This is a genomic window from Microbacterium salsuginis, assembly GCF_012524205.1.
Classification (GTDB): domain Bacteria; phylum Actinomycetota; class Actinomycetes; order Actinomycetales; family Microbacteriaceae; genus Microbacterium; species Microbacterium salsuginis.
Window position 1 is genome coordinate 100,924 of record NZ_JABACI010000003.1, and the last position, 20,886, is coordinate 121,809.

General features: G+C 69.6%; 12 protein-coding genes. All 12 read right to left on the reverse strand.

Annotated features, from left to right (window positions below; genetic code table 11):
• Positions 1-60 precede the first annotated feature (60 nt).
• Positions 61-6,060 carry a SpaA isopeptide-forming pilin-related protein gene (locus HF576_RS10995; protein ID WP_168912877.1) on the reverse strand — a complete coding sequence of 2,000 codons (6,000 nt, stop codon included), beginning with the start codon at positions 6,058-6,060 and terminating at the stop codon, positions 61-63.
• Between the two features lie 327 nt (positions 6,061-6,387).
• A complete protein-coding gene (locus HF576_RS11000) occupies positions 6,388-8,034 on the reverse strand; it encodes an MSCRAMM family protein (protein WP_168912878.1) in 1,647 nt (548 codons plus the stop codon).
• A 315-nt stretch (positions 8,035-8,349) separates the two neighbouring features.
• Positions 8,350-8,565, reverse strand: a complete 216-nt coding sequence (locus HF576_RS11005; protein ID WP_168912879.1) for an Rv0909 family putative TA system antitoxin — start codon at positions 8,563-8,565, stop codon at positions 8,350-8,352.
• 254 nt (positions 8,566-8,819) lie between these two features.
• The gene (tuf, locus tag HF576_RS11010) at positions 8,820-10,013 is read right to left on the reverse strand and encodes an elongation factor Tu (protein WP_168912880.1); all 1,194 of its coding nucleotides are present in this window, start codon (positions 10,011-10,013) and stop codon (positions 8,820-8,822) included.
• Positions 10,014-10,170: 157 nt separating this feature from the next.
• On the reverse strand, positions 10,171-12,285 hold the full coding sequence (gene fusA / locus HF576_RS11015) for an elongation factor G (protein ID WP_168912881.1): 2,115 nt from the start codon (positions 12,283-12,285) through the stop codon (positions 10,171-10,173).
• 78 nt (positions 12,286-12,363) lie between these two features.
• Positions 12,364-12,834 carry a 30S ribosomal protein S7 gene (gene rpsG / locus HF576_RS11020; RefSeq protein ID WP_019181739.1) on the reverse strand — a complete coding sequence of 157 codons (471 nt, stop codon included), beginning with the start codon at positions 12,832-12,834 and terminating at the stop codon, positions 12,364-12,366.
• A gap of 5 nt (positions 12,835-12,839) precedes the next feature.
• Positions 12,840-13,208: a 30S ribosomal protein S12 gene (gene rpsL, locus HF576_RS11025; RefSeq protein WP_018171438.1), complete on the reverse strand. Its 369-nt coding sequence runs from the start codon at positions 13,206-13,208 to the stop codon at positions 12,840-12,842.
• 316 nt (positions 13,209-13,524) lie between these two features.
• Positions 13,525-14,448 carry a hypothetical protein gene (locus HF576_RS11030; RefSeq protein WP_168912882.1) on the reverse strand — a complete coding sequence of 308 codons (924 nt, stop codon included), beginning with the start codon at positions 14,446-14,448 and terminating at the stop codon, positions 13,525-13,527.
• Complete coding sequence (locus HF576_RS11035; protein WP_168912883.1) at positions 14,445-15,962, reverse strand: DUF5684 domain-containing protein; 1,518 nt, start codon at positions 15,960-15,962, stop codon at positions 14,445-14,447. Before HF576_RS11035 ends, HF576_RS11030 begins: the two co-directional genes overlap by 4 nt.
• Entirely contained in the window at positions 15,959-18,487 is a 2,529-nt protein-coding gene (locus tag HF576_RS11040) for a transglutaminaseTgpA domain-containing protein (RefSeq protein ID WP_343234244.1), read from the reverse strand. The genes HF576_RS11035 and HF576_RS11040 overlap by 4 nt, the downstream gene beginning before the upstream one ends.
• Entirely contained in the window at positions 18,484-19,854 is a 1,371-nt protein-coding gene (locus HF576_RS11045; RefSeq protein ID WP_168912884.1) for a DUF58 domain-containing protein, read from the reverse strand. The genes HF576_RS11040 and HF576_RS11045 overlap by 4 nt, the downstream gene beginning before the upstream one ends.
• An 11-nt stretch (positions 19,855-19,865) precedes the next feature.
• On the reverse strand, positions 19,866-20,834 hold the full coding sequence (locus tag HF576_RS11050) for an AAA family ATPase (RefSeq protein WP_168912885.1): 969 nt from the start codon (positions 20,832-20,834) through the stop codon (positions 19,866-19,868).
• Positions 20,835-20,886 lie beyond the last annotated feature (52 nt).

Sequence of the window (20,886 nt, forward strand, 5' to 3'; positions counted from 1 at the left end):
CGGTGTGACCCGGGAGCGGGAGAGAGCGGACCTTGGGGGCCACCCGCCCTCTTCCGCGGCTCAGAGCTGAGCGGCGGCCTCCCCTCGGCGGCGCCGAGCCACGACGAGGGCGGTCGCACCCGTCAGCATGGCCAGCAGTCCCATGACGACCAGGATTGGGGCGGGCTGTCCGCCACCGGTCGCCGGCAGCACCGGCGGGACGGGCGGAGCCGGAGGCGCCGGGGGCGCCGGGCGGACCGGCACCTCCACCGTCGAGCAGTCGTTGTCGGGGTTGCGGTCCAGCTCCGTCGCGACGCACGCGGTGTTGACGATGGTGCCGCCGGCCTTCGCCGCCACCACCTCGACCGTCACCACGATCTCGGCCACGTCGTCCACACCGAACGCGGGAACGCGGACGCTCAGCACGTTGTCGGCATCGACGAGGTCGGGCGCGTTCTCGTTCACCCAGCCCTCGGGCATCGCCACGGCGGTCACCTTGAGACCCTCCGGGATCTCGTCGCGGACGATCGCGTCGACCGCGTCGCGGGTGCCGTTGCTGGTCACGGTGAGCACGTAGTCGAACGTGTCGCCCGGCTTCACCGTTCCCCCCTCCGGCAGGCTCGAGGCGGTCTTCTCGATGTCGAGGTCGTCGTAGTGCACGGTGCCGCACGCGTCATCCGTGTCGGAGTGCTCGCCGGCCGTGACCGTCGCCGTGTTGACGATGCCGATGCCGTCCCCGCCCTCCTCGCAGGGGCCGGCCTGGACGGCGGGCGCGTGCACTTCGAGGTCGACGACCACCGTGTACACGTCCTGGCTGCCGTCCACGCGAGGCGCGAGCTCCTGGCCCACGGCGAGATCGGCCGTCAGAGAGCTGTCCAGGTCGAACGAACCGGACGTCGGCCCGGTCCAGCTCGCCGAGGTGTACTCGATGCCCGGAACCTCATCGAGCGTGTCGATGAGGTCGTACTCGACGGGGACGACGACGCTGTTGTTGCGCACGATGATCTCGTACGTCACCGTCCAGCTGCCGTCCTCGTTCTGCACGGAGCCGACCAGCTCCTTGTCGAACTCGATGCCCTGATCGACGTGCTCGTTCACGATGGTGCAGACCACGTGCTCGCCCTTGTCGAGACCGCGCAGCATCGCTGCGCCCGGCTCGCTGTCGGTGAGCGCGATCGCTCCGCTGTCGTCAGACACGCACGACCACATGCCCATCTCGAACTCGTCGAGACCAGCCATGTCGCCGATGACCTCCTCGGTCAGCGCGAACGGGTCGCCCGGCAGCACCGGCGTCGGTGCGACATCGCCGCCCGCCGGGTTGGTGACCACGTCACCCTCCTCGGGAGTGCCGAACAGCTGCCAGTTCGTGTCGGACACCGGGGCGCCGTCTACGACCTTCACCAGCGACAGCGTCGGACGTTCCGCCGTGTTGACGAACTCGCACCAGACGATCTCGTCCGGCATCGTGAAGCTGCCCTCGCGAGCGTCGACATCCAGCACGACCGTGTCGCCTTCGGTCCAGCACATCAGTCCGGAGGTGTAGTCGGCCGGATCGCCGGCGACAACCTCGATCAGCTCTTCGACCGTCACCTCCGAACCGATGGTGGCGTCGGCGACGATGGCGTTGGCCACGTCGGTGAACTCCCCCACGGTGCCCGTCGACGTCGAGGTGTCGGTCACCGTCGTGTCGGCGTCGATCGAGAGCTCGGCGGTGTCGCCGGCCTGACCGTTGACCCAGGTCTTGACCAGGTGCACCTTCGCGGTCTGCGACTCGTTGACGAACCAGCACTCGATGTCCTGATCGCCGGTGACCTCGAGCTGGAAGCTCCGGTTCGTCGGGTCATCCGAGGTCGTCGTGCCGTACTCGCAGGCGAAGGTGCTGACGTACACGCCGTCACCCTCGACCACCTCGGCCATGTCGACGACGTCGCCGACACGCACCTCGACGGTCACCGCGTTCGCCGTGTCGGTGAACGTGGGGCCGGTCTCGGCGATGACCGTCGAGACGTCGCTCGCCGAGTCGCCCGTCGCCGGGTCCGCCGAGAGGGTGGCCGTGTCACCGGTCAGGCCGTCGATCCACTTCTTGTAGAGCGTCACGTCCACCGTCTTCGCGGTGTTCGTGAAGGTGCAGACCACGTCGGCGTCGACGGCGGTGAAGGTCGCCGACAGATCGGTGACCGTCTCGTCCGCCCCGGTGCACGCGATCATCGTGTCGTACATGCCCTGGTTGTCGCCGAGCACCTCCGACACCGTGACCTCGTCGCCGATGCGGACCGTCTCGGTCACGACGCCGGCATCCGTCTCGGAGCCCGCGACGCCCGTCGCGATGCTCTCGCCGGTCGTGCCGTCGATCGACAGCGTGGCCGAGTCGCCTGCGAAGGCGTTCACCCACACCTTGTCGACCGTGACGTCGATCTCCTTCGCGGTATTGACGATGGTGCAGGTGACCGGCCCGGTGACCGTGATCTCCGGGATGCTGGTGCCCGTGCCGTTGGCGTTGTCCGAGCACGACCACGTCGAGCTGTACTCGCCGGTGTTCGTGTTCGGCAGCGACTCCGAGAGCGTCACCTTCTCGCCCAGCCGGACCGTCACGGTCGCGGCGTTCGCGTTGTCGGTGCTGTTGCCCTCTGTGGCGACCGAGGTCGAGGCATCCGTCGCCGCTCCCGTGATCGAGAGGTCGGCCTCATCGCCGGCGAACGCGTTCACCCACTGCTTGATCAGCGTGATGGTCGCCTTCTGGGCCGCGTTCGTGAACGTGCAGACCACGTCCGAGTCCGGGACGGTGAGGCTGAACGACCGGCCGGTGCCGTCGCCGGTCGTTCCCTGAACGGTGCAGGCGTACGTCGACGTGTATGTGCCGATGCCCTCGACCGTCTCGCTCATGGCGACGGTGTCGCCCACCCGGACGGGGATCGTCACGACGTTCACGCCATCGGTGAAGGTCGGTCCGGTCTCGGCCGTGACGGTGGAGACATCGGTGACGGGGTCGCCCGACGCGAGGTCGGCAGACAGCGTGGCCGAGTCGCCGGTCACCCCGTCGATCCACGCCTTCTCGAGCGTCACGTCCACCGTCTTCGCGGTGTTGGTGAAGGTGCAGACCACATCGCCGTCCGGTGCGGTGAAGCTCGCCGAGAGGCCGTCGACCGTCTCTTCGACTCCGGTGCACACGATCGACGTGTCGTACGTGCCCTGGTTGTCGCCGAACACCTCACCGACCGTCACCTCGTCGCCGACGCGCACGGTGGCGGTGACGACGTCGGTGTCGAGCTGCTGCATCACGCCCGTGGCGATGCTCTCGCCCGTCTGGCCGTCGATCGACAGCGTGGCCGAGTCGCCCTCGAAGGCGTTCACCCACTTCTTGTCGACCGAGACGTCGATCTCCTTCGCCGTGTTGACGATGGTGCACGTGACATCCTGCGAGACCGTGATCTCGGGGATGCTGGTGCCGGTGCCGTTGGTGTTGTCCGAGCACGACCATGTCGTGGTGTAGTCGCCGGTGTTCGTGTTCGGCAGCGTCTCGGACAGCGTGACCTTCTCGCCCAGCCGGACCGAGACGGTCGCGGCGTGCGCGTTGTCGGTGCTGTTGCCCTCGGTGGCGACCGAGGTCTCGGCATCCGTCTTCGCTCCCGTGATCGAGAGGTCGGCCTCGTCGTTCGCGAACGCGTTCACCCACTGCTTGACGAGGGTGACCGTGGCCGCCTGTGCGGTGTTCGTGAAGGTGCAGACGACGTCTTCGTTGGGCACGGTGAGGCTGAAGGACGTACCGGTGCCGGTGCCCGTCGTCGTGCCCGCGGAGCACTCGTAGACGGACGAGTACGTGCCCGTTCCGGCGAGAATCTCGCTCAGCGCGACCGAGTCGCCGACGCGGACCGTGGCCTCTGCCACGTTCACGATGTCGGTGACGGTGCCGGGTGCGCCGGTCGCCGTCGAGGTGGCGACGTCGCCGCCCGCGTTCAGCTCGGCGGTGTCGCCCTCGATCGCGTCGACCCAGCGCTTCTGCAGCGTCACGGTCCGCTCGACGGCGGTGTTGGTGAACGTGCACTGGACGCCGTTCTGCGACGCCGGGTAATCCGGCACCGAGATCGCGCCGGCCGTGCCGGTGTTGTTCGACACCGTCGCTCCGACGCAGGAGAGCGTTGACGTGTACAGTCCGGCGTTCGTGCCCGCCAGGGTCTCGGCGAGGGTCAGGTCGGAGCCGGGCGCGACCGCCACCTGAATGACCGGCCCGTTCGTCGGGGCGGTCGAGGTGCCGTTCGCTGCGGCGTCGCCGCCGATCGCGATGTCGGCCTGGTCTCCGGCGAACGAGTTCACCCAGACCTTCGTCAGTGTGACGCTCGCGAACGGAGTGTTCACGAACGGCGTCTGGATCGACGGATGCGGCGCCTCCTGCGTGATCGAGAACGCCTTGGGCGTCGGATCGAGCACGTAGTTGGCGGGTGCCGCGGTCTCTGCGACCGAGTAGTCGCCGGTCGGCAGGTCCTCGACGAGGATCTCGCCGGCGTCAGGGTCTGCGTCGTTCAGGCCGTTGTCGACCACCGTCATCGGGAAGTCGTCCGCCCACGGGGCCGCCGCGGCTGCGCCGCCGGTCGCGGTGATCGCGAACGTCGCCCCGCCGAGCAGCTGCCCTGCGCGATCGTGCTTGAGCCACGACACGCTTCCGAGCGGGTCGACGAACGTCACGGTCTTCGACTCCGCATCCCCGAGCGTCACGACCTGCGGCGTCGTGTCGAGCAGATAGCCCGGGGGCGCCGCGGTCTCGGTGATCGTGTACTGACCCGGCAGCACATTGCCGCTGAAGACGATCTCGCCCTTGGCGTTCGTGGTTCCCGTCGTCGAGCCGGTGCCCGTGACCGGGTTGGGCGAGATCGAGAACTCGGCACCCGCCAGGGGCCCGCCGTCCGGATCGGTCTTGAAGATCGTCAGCGTCGCGCATGTCGACGGCACGTTGACCGAGATCGGCGCGACCCAGTCGGAGAGCGCCGAGGTGTCCTCGGGCGAAGCGCTCGACCGGACGTTCAACACACCGAAGTTGCCGCTGCAGCCCTCTCCCTCGAAGAGGTCGGTGATGTTGATGGCGATCTCGGCGAACGTCCCCGCCTCACGGACCTCGCCGGACAGGTTGTCGATGTCGCCCTGATTGACCTGTCCGACGAATCCGCCGGTGGAGCCGAGCGACTCCCAGCTGTCGCCGTCCCACACCTCGGCGTCGACGAGCGCGATGGTGTTGTTGCCGGTCTGCTCGATGGTGAGCCGGAGATCCCCGACAGTGCGGTTCGGCACGGGGCCGAACGAGTTGGCCAGCTGGTTCAGTTCGACGTGATACGACACCGAGCCCGTGTTCTCCGCACGCTCGAACCCGAGGTAGGCGTAGATGTCGCCGCCGACGGTCTGCGTGTACGCGTAGACGTTGCCGATGTCGCTCTTGCCCTGGGCGTTCTGCCCCTGTGTCTGCGCGAGAGTCCAGGGCCAGTCGTTCTCGCTGGCTCCCTGAGTGAACTGGGTCGAGTCGTCGTAGCCGTCATCCGCAACCGGCTGGCCGCCGACGGTCGCCCAGTCGAGTGTTCCGTCGCCGTCGAGACAGAGGTTGCCGTCGATCTCGAACCCCGCGACGGGCGATCCTGCGACGGGCCATCCCTCACAGGGCAGCGCCAGCAGTCCGATGTCCTCCGCAGCGAGCGTCTGCACCTCGGGTGCGACCTCGGGGGCGGCATCGGCCTGCTTCGCGGCATCCGTGACTTCCGTCTCGGTCTCCGTCGGCTCAGTCGGTGGAGCCGGGTCTTCGGCCGGCGGTGCTTCGGCAGCGGGCTCCTCGACCGCGGGCTCCTCGGGAGCCGGTGTCGTGGCATCCGGTGCCGTCTCTTCCGTAGGCGCAGCCTGTTCGGTCGTCGCGGTGTCGCTCGGGGTCACCTCCTCGGCCACAGCCGGCGAAACGCCGGTGAAGACGAGTGACCCTGCGACGATCGCCGCAAGTCCCCCCACCCACCAGCGCTTCTGAAGAGCGATCTTCCGCTCGGTTGTCCGCTGCTCGCGCAGGCCGCGGCGCACTCCCCCAGAAGTGCGCACAAATGTACGACTGAACATCAACTTCACCCTTGGTCGAAACGACGCAGGGTGCCCCAAGTCGGAGCCCCTCCCCAGCACGTCTCGACTCGAGGTACGGCGGATCTTCCCCAGAAGATCGGTAAATTCCCCAACACGAACCGAAACGTGTTCCCGGGGTCAAGCTATGCCTGGAGTGCGGTCCCGTCAAGTACCCCCGTGGACAGTTTTGATCGCCCGAGTATCGGATATATGTCCTCCGCGGACATGCCTCTGAGCCCCTCGTCACGGACGAGGAGCTCAGGCACTCGGGTGTACCCGAAGGAGAAGGAGGGGGGAGATCTTGGAGGTTTCCACCCCCTCCCGCTGTCACTCCGTAGGCGCCTCCTCACCACGTCTGCGCTGCGTGACGAGGAGCGTCAGCGCTCCCGTCAGCATGGCCAGGAATCCGAGCCCCAGCAGGAGCGGCGCCGACTCGCCACCGCCCGTGACCGCCAGCGCGGGCGGGCCGTCCGGTGCCGGAGGTGCCGGAGGTGCCGGCGGAACGGGCGGTGCCGGCGGCGGCGGAGGCGGCGACTTCTTGACGTTCACGAACGGCATGCCCAGCGCCGGGTTCGGCGTCGCATCCGAGATGGTGAACATCTGCGCGCCCGCGGCGAGGTCGTACCCCGCCGGGGCGACGGTCTCGACGACCGAGTAGGTGCCCGTCGGCAGGTCGGTGACAAGGAACTCGCCGGCGTCGGCGTCCGTGTCGCGACCGGTGTATCCGGGCTGCCCGGTGTTGTCGAGCACCGTGATGGGGCCGGCATCGAGCTCCCAGGGAGCACCTGCCGCATCGCCGCCCGTCGCGGCGATCTGGAACGTCGCTCCACCGAGCAACGCCCCCTCACCATCGTGCTTGAGCCAGGTCACACTGCCGAGCGGGTCGACGAACGTCACCGTGACGTCCTGTTCAGACCCGACGGCCACCTGCTGGGAGGCGGACGCCGGCAGCAGGTATCCGGAGGGCGCATCGGTCTCGGTGACGGTGTACACCCCGTGCAGGACGGTGCCGTCGAAGCTGAAGGTTCCGTCGTCGCCCGTCGTGACCTCGAGGCTCCCCTCACCGGTGAGCGGGTTCGGCGAGATCGTGAATGTCGCTCCCGCGAGCGGCGCACCTGCCGCCGACCTCTTGACGATCGTCAGCGAACCGGGCTTGTCAGGAATCTCACCGATGCAGACGATCCAGTGCGACACCGTCGCCTGGTTCCCGCTCGGGTTCGGCGGCGACGCGTACGCCACACCCGACTCCGGGTTCACGACGACGTTGTTGAGGTTGCCACCCTTGATGATCAAGGCGACGAAGCCCTCACCGTCCCACATCTCGTCGAACGGGTTCAGCGTCACCGTCAGTCCGTCATCGGTCACACTGCCGTAGATGCTGTCTTCGTTGCCGAACTTGAAGCACACGGCGTCGAACTCGGCGTACCGGTCCTCCCAGTACGTCTCGTTGTTCGCCTCGTTCGTCGCGGGTTCGAGCACCCCGACCACGCCGACCAGCGGCGCTGGGGCCTCGGCCTGAACCTCCAGCGCCTGGACCGCGGGCGCAGCTTCCGGCTCGACCGGTGCGTCCGCGACGGGGACTGCGTCCTCCGTGGTCGCGGCCGGGTCGGATGTCACCGGCTCTTCGACAGCGGGCTCCGTTTCGACGGGCCCCTCCGTGACCGGCTGCTCCTCGACCGCCGGCTCGATCGGTGCCTCTGCGGGCGCTTCGACCGGCTCTTCGACAGCGGGCGCTTCGGCCGGCGGCGGCGCGGGCGCTTCGGCTGCGGCATCCGGTGCCGGCTCCTGCTGCGCGATCTGCGCCTGCTCGGTGCCGGGCGTATCGGGCGGTGTGCCCTCGTCGGCCGAAGCCGGCGCGACGCCGGAGAAGACGAGCGCACCCGCCAGCAGCGCGGCGAATCCCCCCACTCCCCAGCGGTTGCGGAGCGCGATGCCCCGCTCGGTTGCCCGCGATCCGCGCAGGCTGCGGCGCATGTCCCCAGTGTTCGAGGCGCGCACGAAAGTACGACTGAACATCATCTTCACCCTTGGTCGAAACGACGCAGGGTGCCCCAGGTCGGAGCCCCTCCCAGCACGCTCCGACTCGCGAACAGATACATCCGCTGAACTCGGGTGGATCCCACATCCCCCGAAGTTCGGCTATCTCCCCAACACGAACCGAAACGTGTTCCCAGGGCTAACGGTAAGCCTGCCTTTCCCGGGCGTCAAGCATTCGCGGCATTCCTCTCGGGCCCGCGCCAACGCAGAAGCGGCCCGGGATCACCCGGGCCGCTTCGTGACGGAGTGCTTCTACTCGTTGCCGACTGCCTTGTCGATGTTGTCGCGCACGCCGTCGACGTGCTGGTCGATGCTGTCGGGGGCGACCTTCTTGACGAAGTCCGCGGCGGCGTCGAGCACGTTGTCGCTCACACCCTCCGCCTGCTCGGACTTGATCACGTCGTCGATCTTGTCTTTGTTCTGCTCCAGGAAGTCCTTGCCCTGGTTGACGAGGTCGTCGATACCCATGTCTGCTCCTTCTCCGCCCCCGAGCGGGGCATCCCCCGCCATTCTGTCGTGACGAGCGGACTGCGCAACAGATGGGGGCGCTCGACGACATCAGCGGATGCCGCACGCCGCGGTGTCGGGCGCGCACCGGACACCGACGGATCGAGTCCAAGATGATTCACCCGGCCCGGGAGGGAACGCGAAAGGGGCCGGGCCCGAAGGCCCGACCCCTGTCGGTGCGGATGCCGTGGGCACCCGGAGAAGAGAATCCGAAGTTACTTCAGGATCTTCGTGACCGTGCCGGCGCCGACGGTGCGGCCACCCTCACGGATCGCGTAGCCGAGGCCCTCCTCCATGGCGATCGGCTGGATGAGCTCGACCGTCATGTCGGTGGTGTCGCCGGGCATGACCATCTCGGTGCCGTCGGGCAGCGTGATGACGCCGGTGACGTCGGTGGTGCGGAAGTAGAACTGCGGACGGTAGTTCGTGAAGAACGGGTTGTGACGGCCGCCCTCCTCCTTGGACAGGATGTACGCCGTGCCCTCGAAGTTGGTGTGCGGGGTGACCGAACCGGGCTTCACGACGACCTGGCCGCGCTCGACGTCGTCACGCTTGGTGCCGCGCAGGAGCAGACCACAGTTCTCGCCGGCCCAGGCCTCGTCGAGCTGCTTGTGGAACATCTCGATACCGGTGACGATCGTCTTCTGCGTCGGGCGCAGACCCACGATCTCGACCTCGGAGTTGATGGCCAGCGTGCCACGCTCGGCGCGGCCCGTGACGACCGTGCCACGGCCGGTGATGGTGAAGACGTCCTCGATGGGCATGAGGAACGGCTTGTCCTTGTCACGCACCGGGTCGGGGATGGACTCGTCGACGGCCTCCATGAGCTCGAGAACGGACTGCGTCCACTTCTCGTCGCCCTCGAGGGCCTTCAGGCCCGAGACGCGGATGACGGGAGCGTTGTCACCGTCGAAGTCCTGCGACGACAGCAGCTCGCGGACCTCGAGCTCGACGAGCTCCAGGATCTCCTCGTCGTCGACCATGTCGGCCTTGTTCAGCGCGACGAGCAGGTAGGGAACGCCGACCTGCTTGGCGAGCAGAACGTGCTCACGGGTCTGCGCCATCGGGCCGTCAGTGGCCGCGACGACCAGGATCGCGCCGTCCATCTGGGCGGCACCGGTGATCATGTTCTTGATGTAGTCGGCGTGACCCGGGGCGTCGACGTGGGCGTAGTGACGCTTCGGGGTCTCGTACTCGACGTGCGAGATGTTGATCGTGATGCCGCGCTGGCGCTCCTCGGGAGCGGAGTCGATCGACGCGAAGTCGCGCTGCACGTTGGTGGCCGACGGGTACTTGTCGGCGAGCACCTTCGAGATCGCGGCGGTGAGCGTGGTCTTGCCGTGGTCGACGTGACCGATCGTTCCGATGTTCACGTGCGGCTTGGTGCGCTCGAACTTGGCCTTAGCCACTGGGTCCTCCTCAGGACGTTCGTGTAGAGATTTCCGGACGCTGGTGTGCGCCGGTTCTCTACGGGGATTTCTCTAGCTTAGTAGAGAGGTTTCTGTTGGTTCTGTGTGAAGTTGTGCTCCGGGATGCCTCGTCTCGGAGGCATCCCGGAGGTCAGGGCTACTCGCCCTTGGTCTTCTGGACGATCTCGTCCATGACGTTGCGCGGGACCTCGGCGTAGCTGTCGAACTCCATGGAGTAGACGGCACGGCCAGAGGTCTTCGAACGCAGGTCGCCGATGTAGCCGAACATCTCGGACAGCGGCACGTTGGCACGGACCACCTTGACGCCGGCGGCGTCCTCCATCGACTGGATCTGGCCACGACGCGAGTTCAGGTCGCCGATGACGTCGCCCATGTACTCCTCGGGCGTACGCACCTCGACGGCCATGATCGGCTCGAGGATGACCGGGTTCGCGCGGCGGACGGCCTCCTTGAAGCCCATCGAGCCGGCGATCTTGAACGCCATCTCGGACGAGTCGACGTCGTGCGACGCGCCGTCCAGGAGGATCGCCTTCACGCCCACCATGGGGTAGCCGGCGAGCACGCCGACGTTCATGGCGTCCTGGAAGCCCTGGTCGGTCGGGCTGATGTACTCGCGCGGGATGCGGCCACCGGTGACCTTGTTCTCGAACTCGTACGTCTTGTCGGCCGTGACCTCGAGAGGCTCGATCGTGAACTGGATCTTCGCGAACTGACCCGATCCACCGGTCTGCTTCTTGTGGGTGTAGTCGTGCTTCTCGACGCTCTTGCGGATCGTCTCGCGGTAGGCCACCTGGGGCTTTCCGACGTTGGCCTCGACCTTGAACTCGCGCTTCATGCGGTCCACGAGGATGTCGAGGTGAAGCTCGCCCATGCCCTTGATGACCGTCTGGCCCGTCTCGGAGTTCTGCTCGACGCGGAACGTCGGGTCCTCTTCGGCGAGCTTCTGGATCGCGAGACCCAGCTTCTCCTGGTCGGCCTTGGTCTTGGGCTCGATCGCGACCTCGATGACCGGCTCGGGGAACGTCATCGACTCGAGGACGACCTGGTTGGCGCTGTCGGACAGCGTGTCACCGGTGGTGGTGTCCTTGAGGCCGATCACGGCGTAGATGTGACCGGCGGTGACGGAGTCGACCGGCATCTCCTTGTTGGCGTGCATCTGGAAGATCTTCCCGATGCGCTCCTTCTTGCCCTTGGTCGCGTTGACGACCTGGGCGCCGGAGTCGAGGTGACCCGAGTACACGCGGATGTAGGTGAGGCGACCGAAGAAGGGGTGCGTCACGATCTTGAACGCGAGCGCCGCGAACGGCTCCTCACGGTCGGCGTGACGCTCGATGATCGTCTCTTCGTTCTTCGGGTCGCGCGCCTCGATGGCGGGCACGTCGAGCGGCGACGGGAGGTAGTCCACGACCGCGTCGAGCATCGGCTGCACGCCGCGGTTCTTGAACGCCGAGCCGCAGAGCACGGGGTAGAGCTCCGAGTTGATCGTCATCTTGCGGATGGCGGCCTTGATCTCGGCGACCGTGAGGCCCTCGCCGCTGAAGTGCTTCTCGAGGAGCACCTCGTCGGACTCGGCGACGGTCTCGAGCAGCATCTCGCGGTACTCGGCAGCCTTGTCGGCGAGGTCCGCCGGGATCTCCTGGATCTCGTACTTGGCGCCCATGGTCACGTCGCCCTTGGCGTCGCCGGGCCACACCAGTGCGCGCATCTCGACGAGGTCGACGACGCCGACGAAGTCGTTCTCGGCACCGATCGGCAGCTGCAGCACGAGCGGCTTGGCCTTGAGGCGGTTCACGATGGTGTCGACGGTGAAGTAGAAGTCCGCGCCGAGCTTGTCCATCTTGTTGACGAAGCAGATGCGGGGGACGTCGTACTTGTCGGCCTGGCGCCACACGGTCTCGGACTGGGGCTCGACGCCCTCCTTGCCGTCGAAGACGGCGACCGCACCGTCGAGCACGCGGAGCGAGCGCTCCACCTCGACCGTGAAGTCCACGTGGCCGGGGGTGTCGATGATGTTGATCTGGTTCTTGTCCCAGAAGCAGGTCACGGCGGCAGACGTGATCGTGATGCCGCGCTCCTGCTCCTGCTCCATCCAGTCGGTGGTGGCGGCGCCGTCGTGCGTCTCGCCGATCTTGTGGTTGACGCCCGTGTAGAAGAGGATGCGCTCGGTCGTCGTCGTCTTGCCGGCATCGATGTGCGCCATGATGCCGATGTTGCGGACCTTGTTGAGGTCGGTGAGCACTTCTTGTGCCACGGGGGTGTCCTTACGTGTGGTGACGGATGTCGTGGGCCCGCCGCTCCCGTGGATCCACGGGAGCGGCGAGCTGCTGGCTTACCAGCGGTAGTGAGCGAAGGCGCGGTTCGACTCGGCCATCTTGTGGGTGTCTTCGCGGCGCTTGACCGCGGCACCCAGGCCGTTCGAGGCATCCAGGATCTCGTTCTGGAGGCGCTCGGTCATCGTCTTCTCACGGCGGCCCTTGGCGTAGCTGACGAGCCAGCGCAGGGCGAGCGTGTTGGCGCGGTGAGGCTTGACCTCGACCGGCACCTGGTAGGTCGAGCCACCCACGCGGCGGCTCTTGACCTCGAGCGTCGGGCGCACGTTGTCGAGCGCCTTCTTGAGCGTCGCGACGGCGTCCTGGCCGTTCTTGGCCTCGACGCCGCGCAGGGCGGTGTAGACGATCGACTCGGCGATCGACTTCTTGCCGTCGACGAGGATCTTGTTGACGAGCTGGGTGACGACGGGGGCGCCGTACACCGGATCGTTGACGACGGGGCGCTTGGGGGCCGGTCCCTTACGAGGCATCTAACTCAACCCTTCTTCGCGCCGTAGCGACTACGGGCCTGCTTGCGGTTCTTGACGGCCTGGGTGTCCAGGGCGCCGCGAACGATCTTGTAGCGGACACCCGGGAGGTCCTTCACACGACCGCCGCGCACGAGCACGAGCGAGTGCTCCTGCAGGTTGTGGCCCTCGCCGGGGATGTACGCGGTGACCTCGGTGCCGTTGCGGAGCTTGACACGGGCGACCTTGCGCATCGCCGAGTTCGGCTTCTTGGGCGTGGTCGTGTACACGCGGGTGCAGACACCCGCCTGCTGCGGGTTCGCCTTGAGCGCCGGCGCCTTGGTCTTCGAGACCTTGGGCGAGCGACCCTTGCGAACCAACTGCTGAATGGTTGGCACGTTCTCTCCTATGTTGTGCTGCACGGTGACAGCGTTCGTGTCTCCCCCGCTGCATCCGGATCTTGCGATTCGTGACGCGGCGGGCTCACATTCATCCACCGGCGCGGCAGGATGGTGCCGAGCGTTACGTGGGTGGATATGCCGTGGGGGTGACCTGTTCGCAGGCCGGTCCCTGAGATGTGGGCGAGCAGCGTTCCGCCCGCATTCCTCGGCTAGCGCCCAGGCACGGCGGACGGAGCGCGTGAGCGCACACCCGATCCATGATACGTGCGTTTCGCGGGCCGGGCAAACGAGCGACGAGATCCCCGGAGGACGCTCAGCCAGAGACGAGGACGGCGACGAGCGACACGACCGCCACGAGGGCGACGACGGATGCCGCGGCCACCACGATCACCGCCAGTCTGCGGTCGCGACGGCGCGCGGCTGCGGGGTCGCCGAGGCCCTCGATCCCGGCGTTCGGGGCGTGTGCGCGGGCCGGCGCGCGCTGCACGCTCGGCGGTACGGCGCGCGGCGTGTAGACGGCATCCGCGGCCGGCGCCACGGCCGCACGCGCGGGCGCGACCGAGGCGGCGGACTCCGTGACAGCCGGCTCGGCGGGGGCGTCCGTGGCCGGAGCGGCTTCCGCGCGGCGGCGGGACTCGCGGCGCACGACGATCGTCGAGCCGTCGTCGGGATCGACGGGGGCCGGCGCCTCGCCGGATCGGCGCGGGCCGGCGGTTCCTGTCGCGTGGCTCTGCGGGCGTGGCACGGCATCCGTCGTCCGCGCGCTGCTGCGCTTGACGGACAGCACGGTGCCGTCGTCGAAAGGCTCGGGCTCGGTCGGCGCGAACCGCCGCTGCGACAGGACGGTGGACTCGTCGTCCGGGTCGAGGTCGGTGGCGCGACGGGGCGACACCGTGGTCGACTCGTCGACCGGGTCGGGAGCGACCGCACGGCGCGGGGTCAGGACGGTCGCGTCGTCGAAGGGCTCCGGCTCGGCCGGCGCGGCCCGTCGCTTCGACAGCACCGTGGACTCGTCGACCGGGTCGGGATCGACCGCGCGGCGTGGCGATAACACGGTCTCGTCGTCGAAGGGCTCCGGCTCGGCCGGCGCTGCCCGTCGCCTCGACAGTCTCGTCGACTCGTCGACCGGGTCGGGATCCGCGGCGCGGCGCGACGAGAAACGGGTGGCTTCGTCGAGGGGCTCCTCGTGTCGCATCCGCCGTGCGGGCTGCGTGCGCTCGTCGGGCGCGTCCGTCACGTGTCGCTCCGCACGAGGCGCACCTCGGCGTCGCCCAGCAGGAACCGGTCACCCGCCTCGACCTCGACCCCGGGCGGGGCCTCGACCTCGGTGCCCATGAGCGTCGCGAACAGCACGCCGTTCGTCGAGCCCAGGTCGGTCACGTACCAGCGATCGTCGCGCAGCTGCAGGCGCGCGTGGGTCTTCGAGACGGTCCCGTCCTGGATCGGAATGAGCTGCGCTCCCGGATGAGCCGGGTCCGGCGCGGGCCGGCGGCCGAGGATGACGACCTCGGAGCCGATCTCGACGGGGTTGCCGGTGGGCGGCACGAGCGACCAGTGCGTGCGACGGCGACGGGCGATGATCGTCTCGTCCATGACGTCGTCGTCGTCCGGGATCTCGGGCCGGGCGTGCTGCGCCGAGACCGACGCGCGCGCCGAGCGCGGTCCACCCGCGTCGGGCGCTCCTGCCACGGCCGAGACGGGACCGGAACTCTCGGCGAAGGCCTCCGGCTCGCTCAACGGCGATCGCGCAGGGGCCCACGGCTCGGGGTTCTGGTCGACGGGGGCGCCGCGCGGCACACGCACCACCGGCGGACGGGTCAGGCCCCCGACGGGGTCGCCCGTGGCGGATGCCGGTGGCGACGAGGCGCCCACCTCGTCGGAGGCCAGCATCGCGGGGATCGGCGGCACGGCGGGCTCCGCGGGCACGGCCGACCTCGGAGCCGGCGCACCCGGGATCGCGCCCGTGACCTCACTGCTGAGATCACCGGCATCGGCCGCGAAGCCTTCCCAGCCCTCGCCGGAGGTGCTCGAGACCGGAGCGGGGGCCGCACCGGAGTCCTGCCCCGACGCGCTGCCGGGGCTGGGCAGCGGCGGCGGGGCCCACCCGCCCGCGGGTGCCGTGAACTCCGCGGTCGGGGCGGGGGTCGGAGCAGGGGCGGGCGAGCTCGCCGCCGGAGCGGGCGAGAACGAGGCGGGTTGCGCGGGAGAGAATCCGGCGGGCGAGGCAGGGGTGAATCCGGCCGCCCCGGGGGGCGGCGGCGCCGAGCTGGGCGGCGCCGGCGCGAACGAGGGCAGCGGTGGGAGCGTGGGCGGGGTGTCGCTCGAGCGCCGCGGGCCGGAGCCCGCCCGTGAGGCGTGGGCGACCGGCGCATCCGACTCCCGGCCCACCCAGCGGGCGCTTCCGAAGCCGACGATCGTCGCCCACACGGGCAGCAGCAGCACACCGAGCACGGTCATCCCGATGCCGAAGCCGAACGCGACGTTGAGGCGATAGATCGCCAGGGCGAAGACGACGATGAACGCGATCTGGACGACCGGCACGAAGGCGAGCACGACCAGCCACGGCGAGAGGCCTGCGAGCTGCAGCAGCACGACGGTGTTGAGGATCGGCACCCACGCCTTCCACGGCTCGACCCCCGACTTGCGGAACACAGCGGAGAGCGCGAGCCCGACCCACACGTAGAGGGCGGCGACCAGCAGGAGGCTGAGGAGCATCCCGAAGATGACTCCAGAGGCATCGGTGGCGTTCATGGCATGGGACGCGCGGGCTCTGCCCGTCGTCTCCCCCTCTCGGCGATTCGCAGGCCGGCACCGGATTCGGATGCCAGCGGACGGAGCAACGATCTCAACGATACGGTCGCGAGCGCCCCGCGCCAGAAACCGCGCTCGCGTCGCAGTGCGCGTCGTTCGGCGTCGACAGTGCGCCAGTACTCCTCGGCCTCGGCGGGGTCGAGCGTCGCCGACGAGAAGACGGCGCGGTCCGCCGCTGTCGCGAGGGCCGCACCCGACGGCGAGGCGAAGGCCTCGGCGAGCTCGCTCCGCGTGAAGGCGCGCGGGGCTTCGCGCCCCGAGTCGACCGCGGCATCGACGTACTCGTCCCAGCCGCCGGCGATGCGGGATGCGGGAACCGCAGCCCGTCGCCGCGACCGCCGTCGCGACGCCTTGGCGCCCAGCACGATCAGGAACGGCCCGAACGCCAGTGCGAGCACCAGCGTGACCACGCCGGTGATCCGCAGCACCGGCCACAGCCACGCCAGATCGACGGCGGCCTCCTCCTCGGCGGCGCGATCCGACGCGGAATCCTCCTGCGTGGGATCGGGGGGCACCACTTCTTCGACCGAGTCGGGGCGCACTTCGGTGACGTTCTCGGGGTCGCGCTGCTCGGTCACATCCAGGCTGGGCGACTGGTCGTACTGCGGCGTCACGTCGACGGCGACCCACTCGCCGTCCGCGGACTGCACTTCGGTCCATGCCGCGAGATCGCCGGCACGGCAGGCGCCCTCGTCGCAGGCCGACAGCTCCGCGTCGGACGCCTCGAGCCGTGCCCCGAGCACGACCCGTGCCGGGAATCCGAGCTCGCGCGCCATCAGCGCCGCTGCCACGGCGAACTGCTCGTCGTCACCGACGGCGGCGACGAAGTTGCCGGACGCCTCGGCACGAGGATCGGTCTCGCGCTCGAGCAGCCGCGAGAACATCGTCTCCACGCGGGCCAGCGAGTGCCCCGACGCGCTCGGCTGGAACGAGTAGTCCGACAGCTGGGTGGCCCATGCCGGAAGTGCGTCTTCCTCGCCGGATGCCAGGCCGTGGCTGAGGTAGCCGCGCTCGCGCATGAGCGAGACGAGGCCGTCCAGCCGCGCTCCGCCGGTGCCGGTGCCGTGCCGGTCCATCCACGTGCGCAGGCTCTCGGGGGTGGCGACACCGCCGGGCGGACCGCCCGGCGCCTCGAGCTCCGACAGCTCGGCGGCAGCCGGCTCCACGCCGTTCAGGACGAACCGGTCGCCGGGCTGCAACCCGCCGCCGGCGGTCTGCACGCCGGCTGCCGCGGTGGCGTTGTAGTAGAACCGATCGGCGAGCGTCGCGGCCCGGGGCCCGCCGAAGTCGACCGTCCGCAGACGCCCGGCTGTCGGCATCCAGATCCCGTCCCATGCCTCGATCGAGATCGCGGCGCCGACCGGCTCGCCCTCACCCGCGTCGAGCGCGGACGGCACGCGCACGAAGCGTCCGGCATCCGCGGTTCCGTCTCCGCCGCCGGGGCGGTACACCTCGCCGTCGTAGGCATCGAGCGTCGCCAGGCGGACGCGGTCGGGAAGGGCCGCCCCGTCGACGGGGTCGACGCGGAACAGCAGCTCGCCGACGCGCTCGTCGCCGAACAGCGCGCGGTACTGCGCGAGTGGGCTGACCTCTGCCGACAGGTCGATGTCGGGCCCGATCGCGGAGCGCAGCACGTCGCGGTCGGCGCCCCGTGCGGCGAACGGCACGACCACGACCGCGATCGTGAGCGCCACGGCCGTCAGCCCCGCGCCCAGCAGCGTGCGGCGGCGGTCGGCCGGCGACGTGCGGCGCGAGACGCGGACGCCGCTGGATGCCGCAGCCCGCTGCAGCGCCCGCACGCGCTGGTCGTGCGTGCGCCACGCCAGCCACAGCAGGCACGCCAGCAGTGCGGCCACGCCGATCGCCGTCTCGACCGGGGCGTACAGGGCCACCGGGCCGAGCCGCAGTGGCGCGCTCACCGTCGTGCGACCGAAGAACAGCCCGAACGACACCATGCCCAGCGCCACCGGCACCGCGGCGTACGCGGCACGGTTCTCGCGCCACGCCAGGAGGAGGACGACGCACGTGCCGACGAGGAACACCACCAGCGCGGGCACGAGCAGGTTGCGATACGAGCCGACCGGGAGCTCGACCGTGACGAGGTCCTTCCAGCCCAGCACGAGCCCGCTCGCGAGCTCGCCCAGGCCCCGCAGCAGCTGGTCGGGAGCACCCAGGCGCGACGGCACCGCGAGCGGAACACCCAGCAGCAGGACTGCGACCGCGAGGGCTCCGGCGACGATCCAGCCGTTCCACCGCCAGCGCCACGCGGCCGACGCGATCAGCGCCGCGACGCCGGCACCGACCGCGACCAGCACGAGGAGGCTGGTCGAGCGGTAGATCGGCCACGCGGCGACGGCGGCGATCGCCACGATGACGGCGGCGAACACGGCTCCCGCCGCCACTCGAGGCACGAACCGGGGCGGCCGCACACGCGGCGAGACGGCGGGCGGCGTCGGGGCGCTCACGAGGTCGCCCCTCTCAGCAGCAGGCCGGCGAGATCGTCGAGCGTTCCGACGGTGAGCACCGACAGCCCCGACAGCGTCTGCATGCGCGGGTGCGCGCTCTCATCGCAGATGACCCCGATGACGGCGGTATCACTGGGGAACGCCAGCGCCGCCTGCTGCAGGCGCGTGAGGGTCACGCGCGAACCCACCACCACGAACGCGATGGAGAGCCGCTCGCCGGACTCGGTGGTGAGGCGGCAGACCTCGCCCACCGGCATCGTGTTCTCGAGCAGCTCGACCGAGCTGAACCCGTCGAGCATCGGACGCGGTGCGGCGGCCGGCACGCGGCGGATCGCGCGCAGCCGGCCCCGCACGACGCGGGGGATCTCGGAGCCCGTCACGATCGTCACGTCACGCGCATCGTGCACGGCGCGCAGGCCGAGCGACGCGGCGCACGACACGGCGAGCTCGAACTCATCCGCGTCGGCGTACTCCGCCTGGGACGCAGCGAGCACGACGGCCATGCTCGAACGGCGCGACTCCTCGTACTGGCGGACCATGAGCTTGCCGGTCTTGGCCGTCGAGCGCCAGTGGATCTGGCGACGCGAGTCGCCGGGGGCGTACTCGCGGATCGCGTGGAACGACATGTCGGCGTCGACGAGCCGGCGCGTCGGGCTGCCCTCCAAGTCGCGGATCAGGCCCGCGCTGGTGGACGGCAGCAGCGTGGTACGCGGGTGCACGTACACCTCGTGCACGTCCTCGAACGCGTGCTCTCGGCGCAGCAGCCCGATGGGATCACTGCGGACGGTGGTCGCCGGGCCGACGGTGACGACGCCGCGGCGCAGCCCCGGGATGTCGAGGGGCTGCGCGACGGTGTGCCCGGGGCGCAGCAGCGGAACGCCGAACTCCACCAGTCCGGCGCCGACCGGGATGTCGATGCGGCCGGGCAGCGCGATCCGGTGACCGTCATTGCGCACCACGATCTCGCCTGTGACGCCGTCGCCCGCGACGACGCGCTCGTGCGTGAGCGAGAGGTCGACATCGTATGCGCGGGCCCCGAAGAGGAACGGCACGGCGGTGACCAGAAGGACGACGGATGCCGCGCCCGCGACCATCCACTCCACCCAGCCGAACACCAGACCGAGCACGAGACCCGCGGTCGCCGCCACCGCGACGAGCGTGCCCGCGGGACGCACGGTGCGCGAAGCCCAGGTCGCCGCGGCCGCGATCGCCGCCCCGGTCGCCCGCGACGCGCTCGTCCACCACACCGCGGCGCGCACGAGCGCGCGTGCGCGGGGCGACGCGACGCTCGTGGCGGTCGCGTGCGTGCGCCCGGTCATCCCACTGGACTGGACCGTGCGTGTCAGACGCGACTCGGTGAGGCTCATGCGGCTCCGGCTCAGACGGCGGCTTCGCGACGGGCGGGGGGTGCGACGTCGAGCAGCACCTGCCCGACCACGGTCTCCTGGGTGACGCCGTCGAACTCGGCCTCGGGGTGCAGGATCAGGCGGTGCGAGAGCACCGGCACAGCGAGCGCCTTCACGTCGTCGGGCGTCGCGTAGGTGCGCCCCTGCGACGCCGCGCGCGTGCGCGTGGCCTTCGAGAGCGCGAGGGCTCCGCGGATGCTGACGCCTAGCCGCACTTCGTCGGCCGCCCGTGTGGCGTCCACCAGCCGGGCGATGTAGTCCAAGACCAGCGCGTCGACGTACACCTGGGTGGCGAGGTCGGCCATGCCGACGAGCGCCTGCGGCGTGATGATCGGCGACAGGTCGGCCGTTGCCACGGCTGCACCGTCGAGGATGCGGACGGTCGCTGCGTGGTCGGGGTAGCCGAGCGACGTGCGCATCATGAAGCGGTCGAGCTGCGCCTCGGGGAGGCGGTAGGTGCCCGCCTGCTCCACCGGGTTCTGCGTGGCGAGCACGAGGAACGGCACGCCGACCTGACGCGAGACGCCGTCGATCGTGACGCGCCCCTCCTCCATGACCTCGAGCAGAGCCGACTGCGTCTTGGGGCTCGCGCGGTTGATCTCGTCGGCCAGCACGATGTTGGCGAAGATCGGGCCGGCGTGGAACTCGAACACGCCCTCCTTCTGGTCGTACACACTCAGACCCGTGATGTCGCTCGGGAGCAGATCGGGCGTGAACTGGATGCGCGTGTTGACGCCCTGCACCGACTGGCCCATGGCGCGGGCCAGCGAGGTCTTGCCGGTTCCGGGGACGTCCTCGAGCAGGACGTGACCGTCGCTGAGCATCGCGGTGAGGACCAGCTCGACCACGTGGCGCTTGCCCAGCAGGGCGCGCTCGACGTTGTCGGCGATCTGCCCGAACGTCTGGGCGAACCAGTCGGCCTGATCCTGAGTGATGGTCATGTCGTGATGTCCTTGCTGTTCTGGCTTGGAGGCGAGGGCGGGTCGGCTGGAG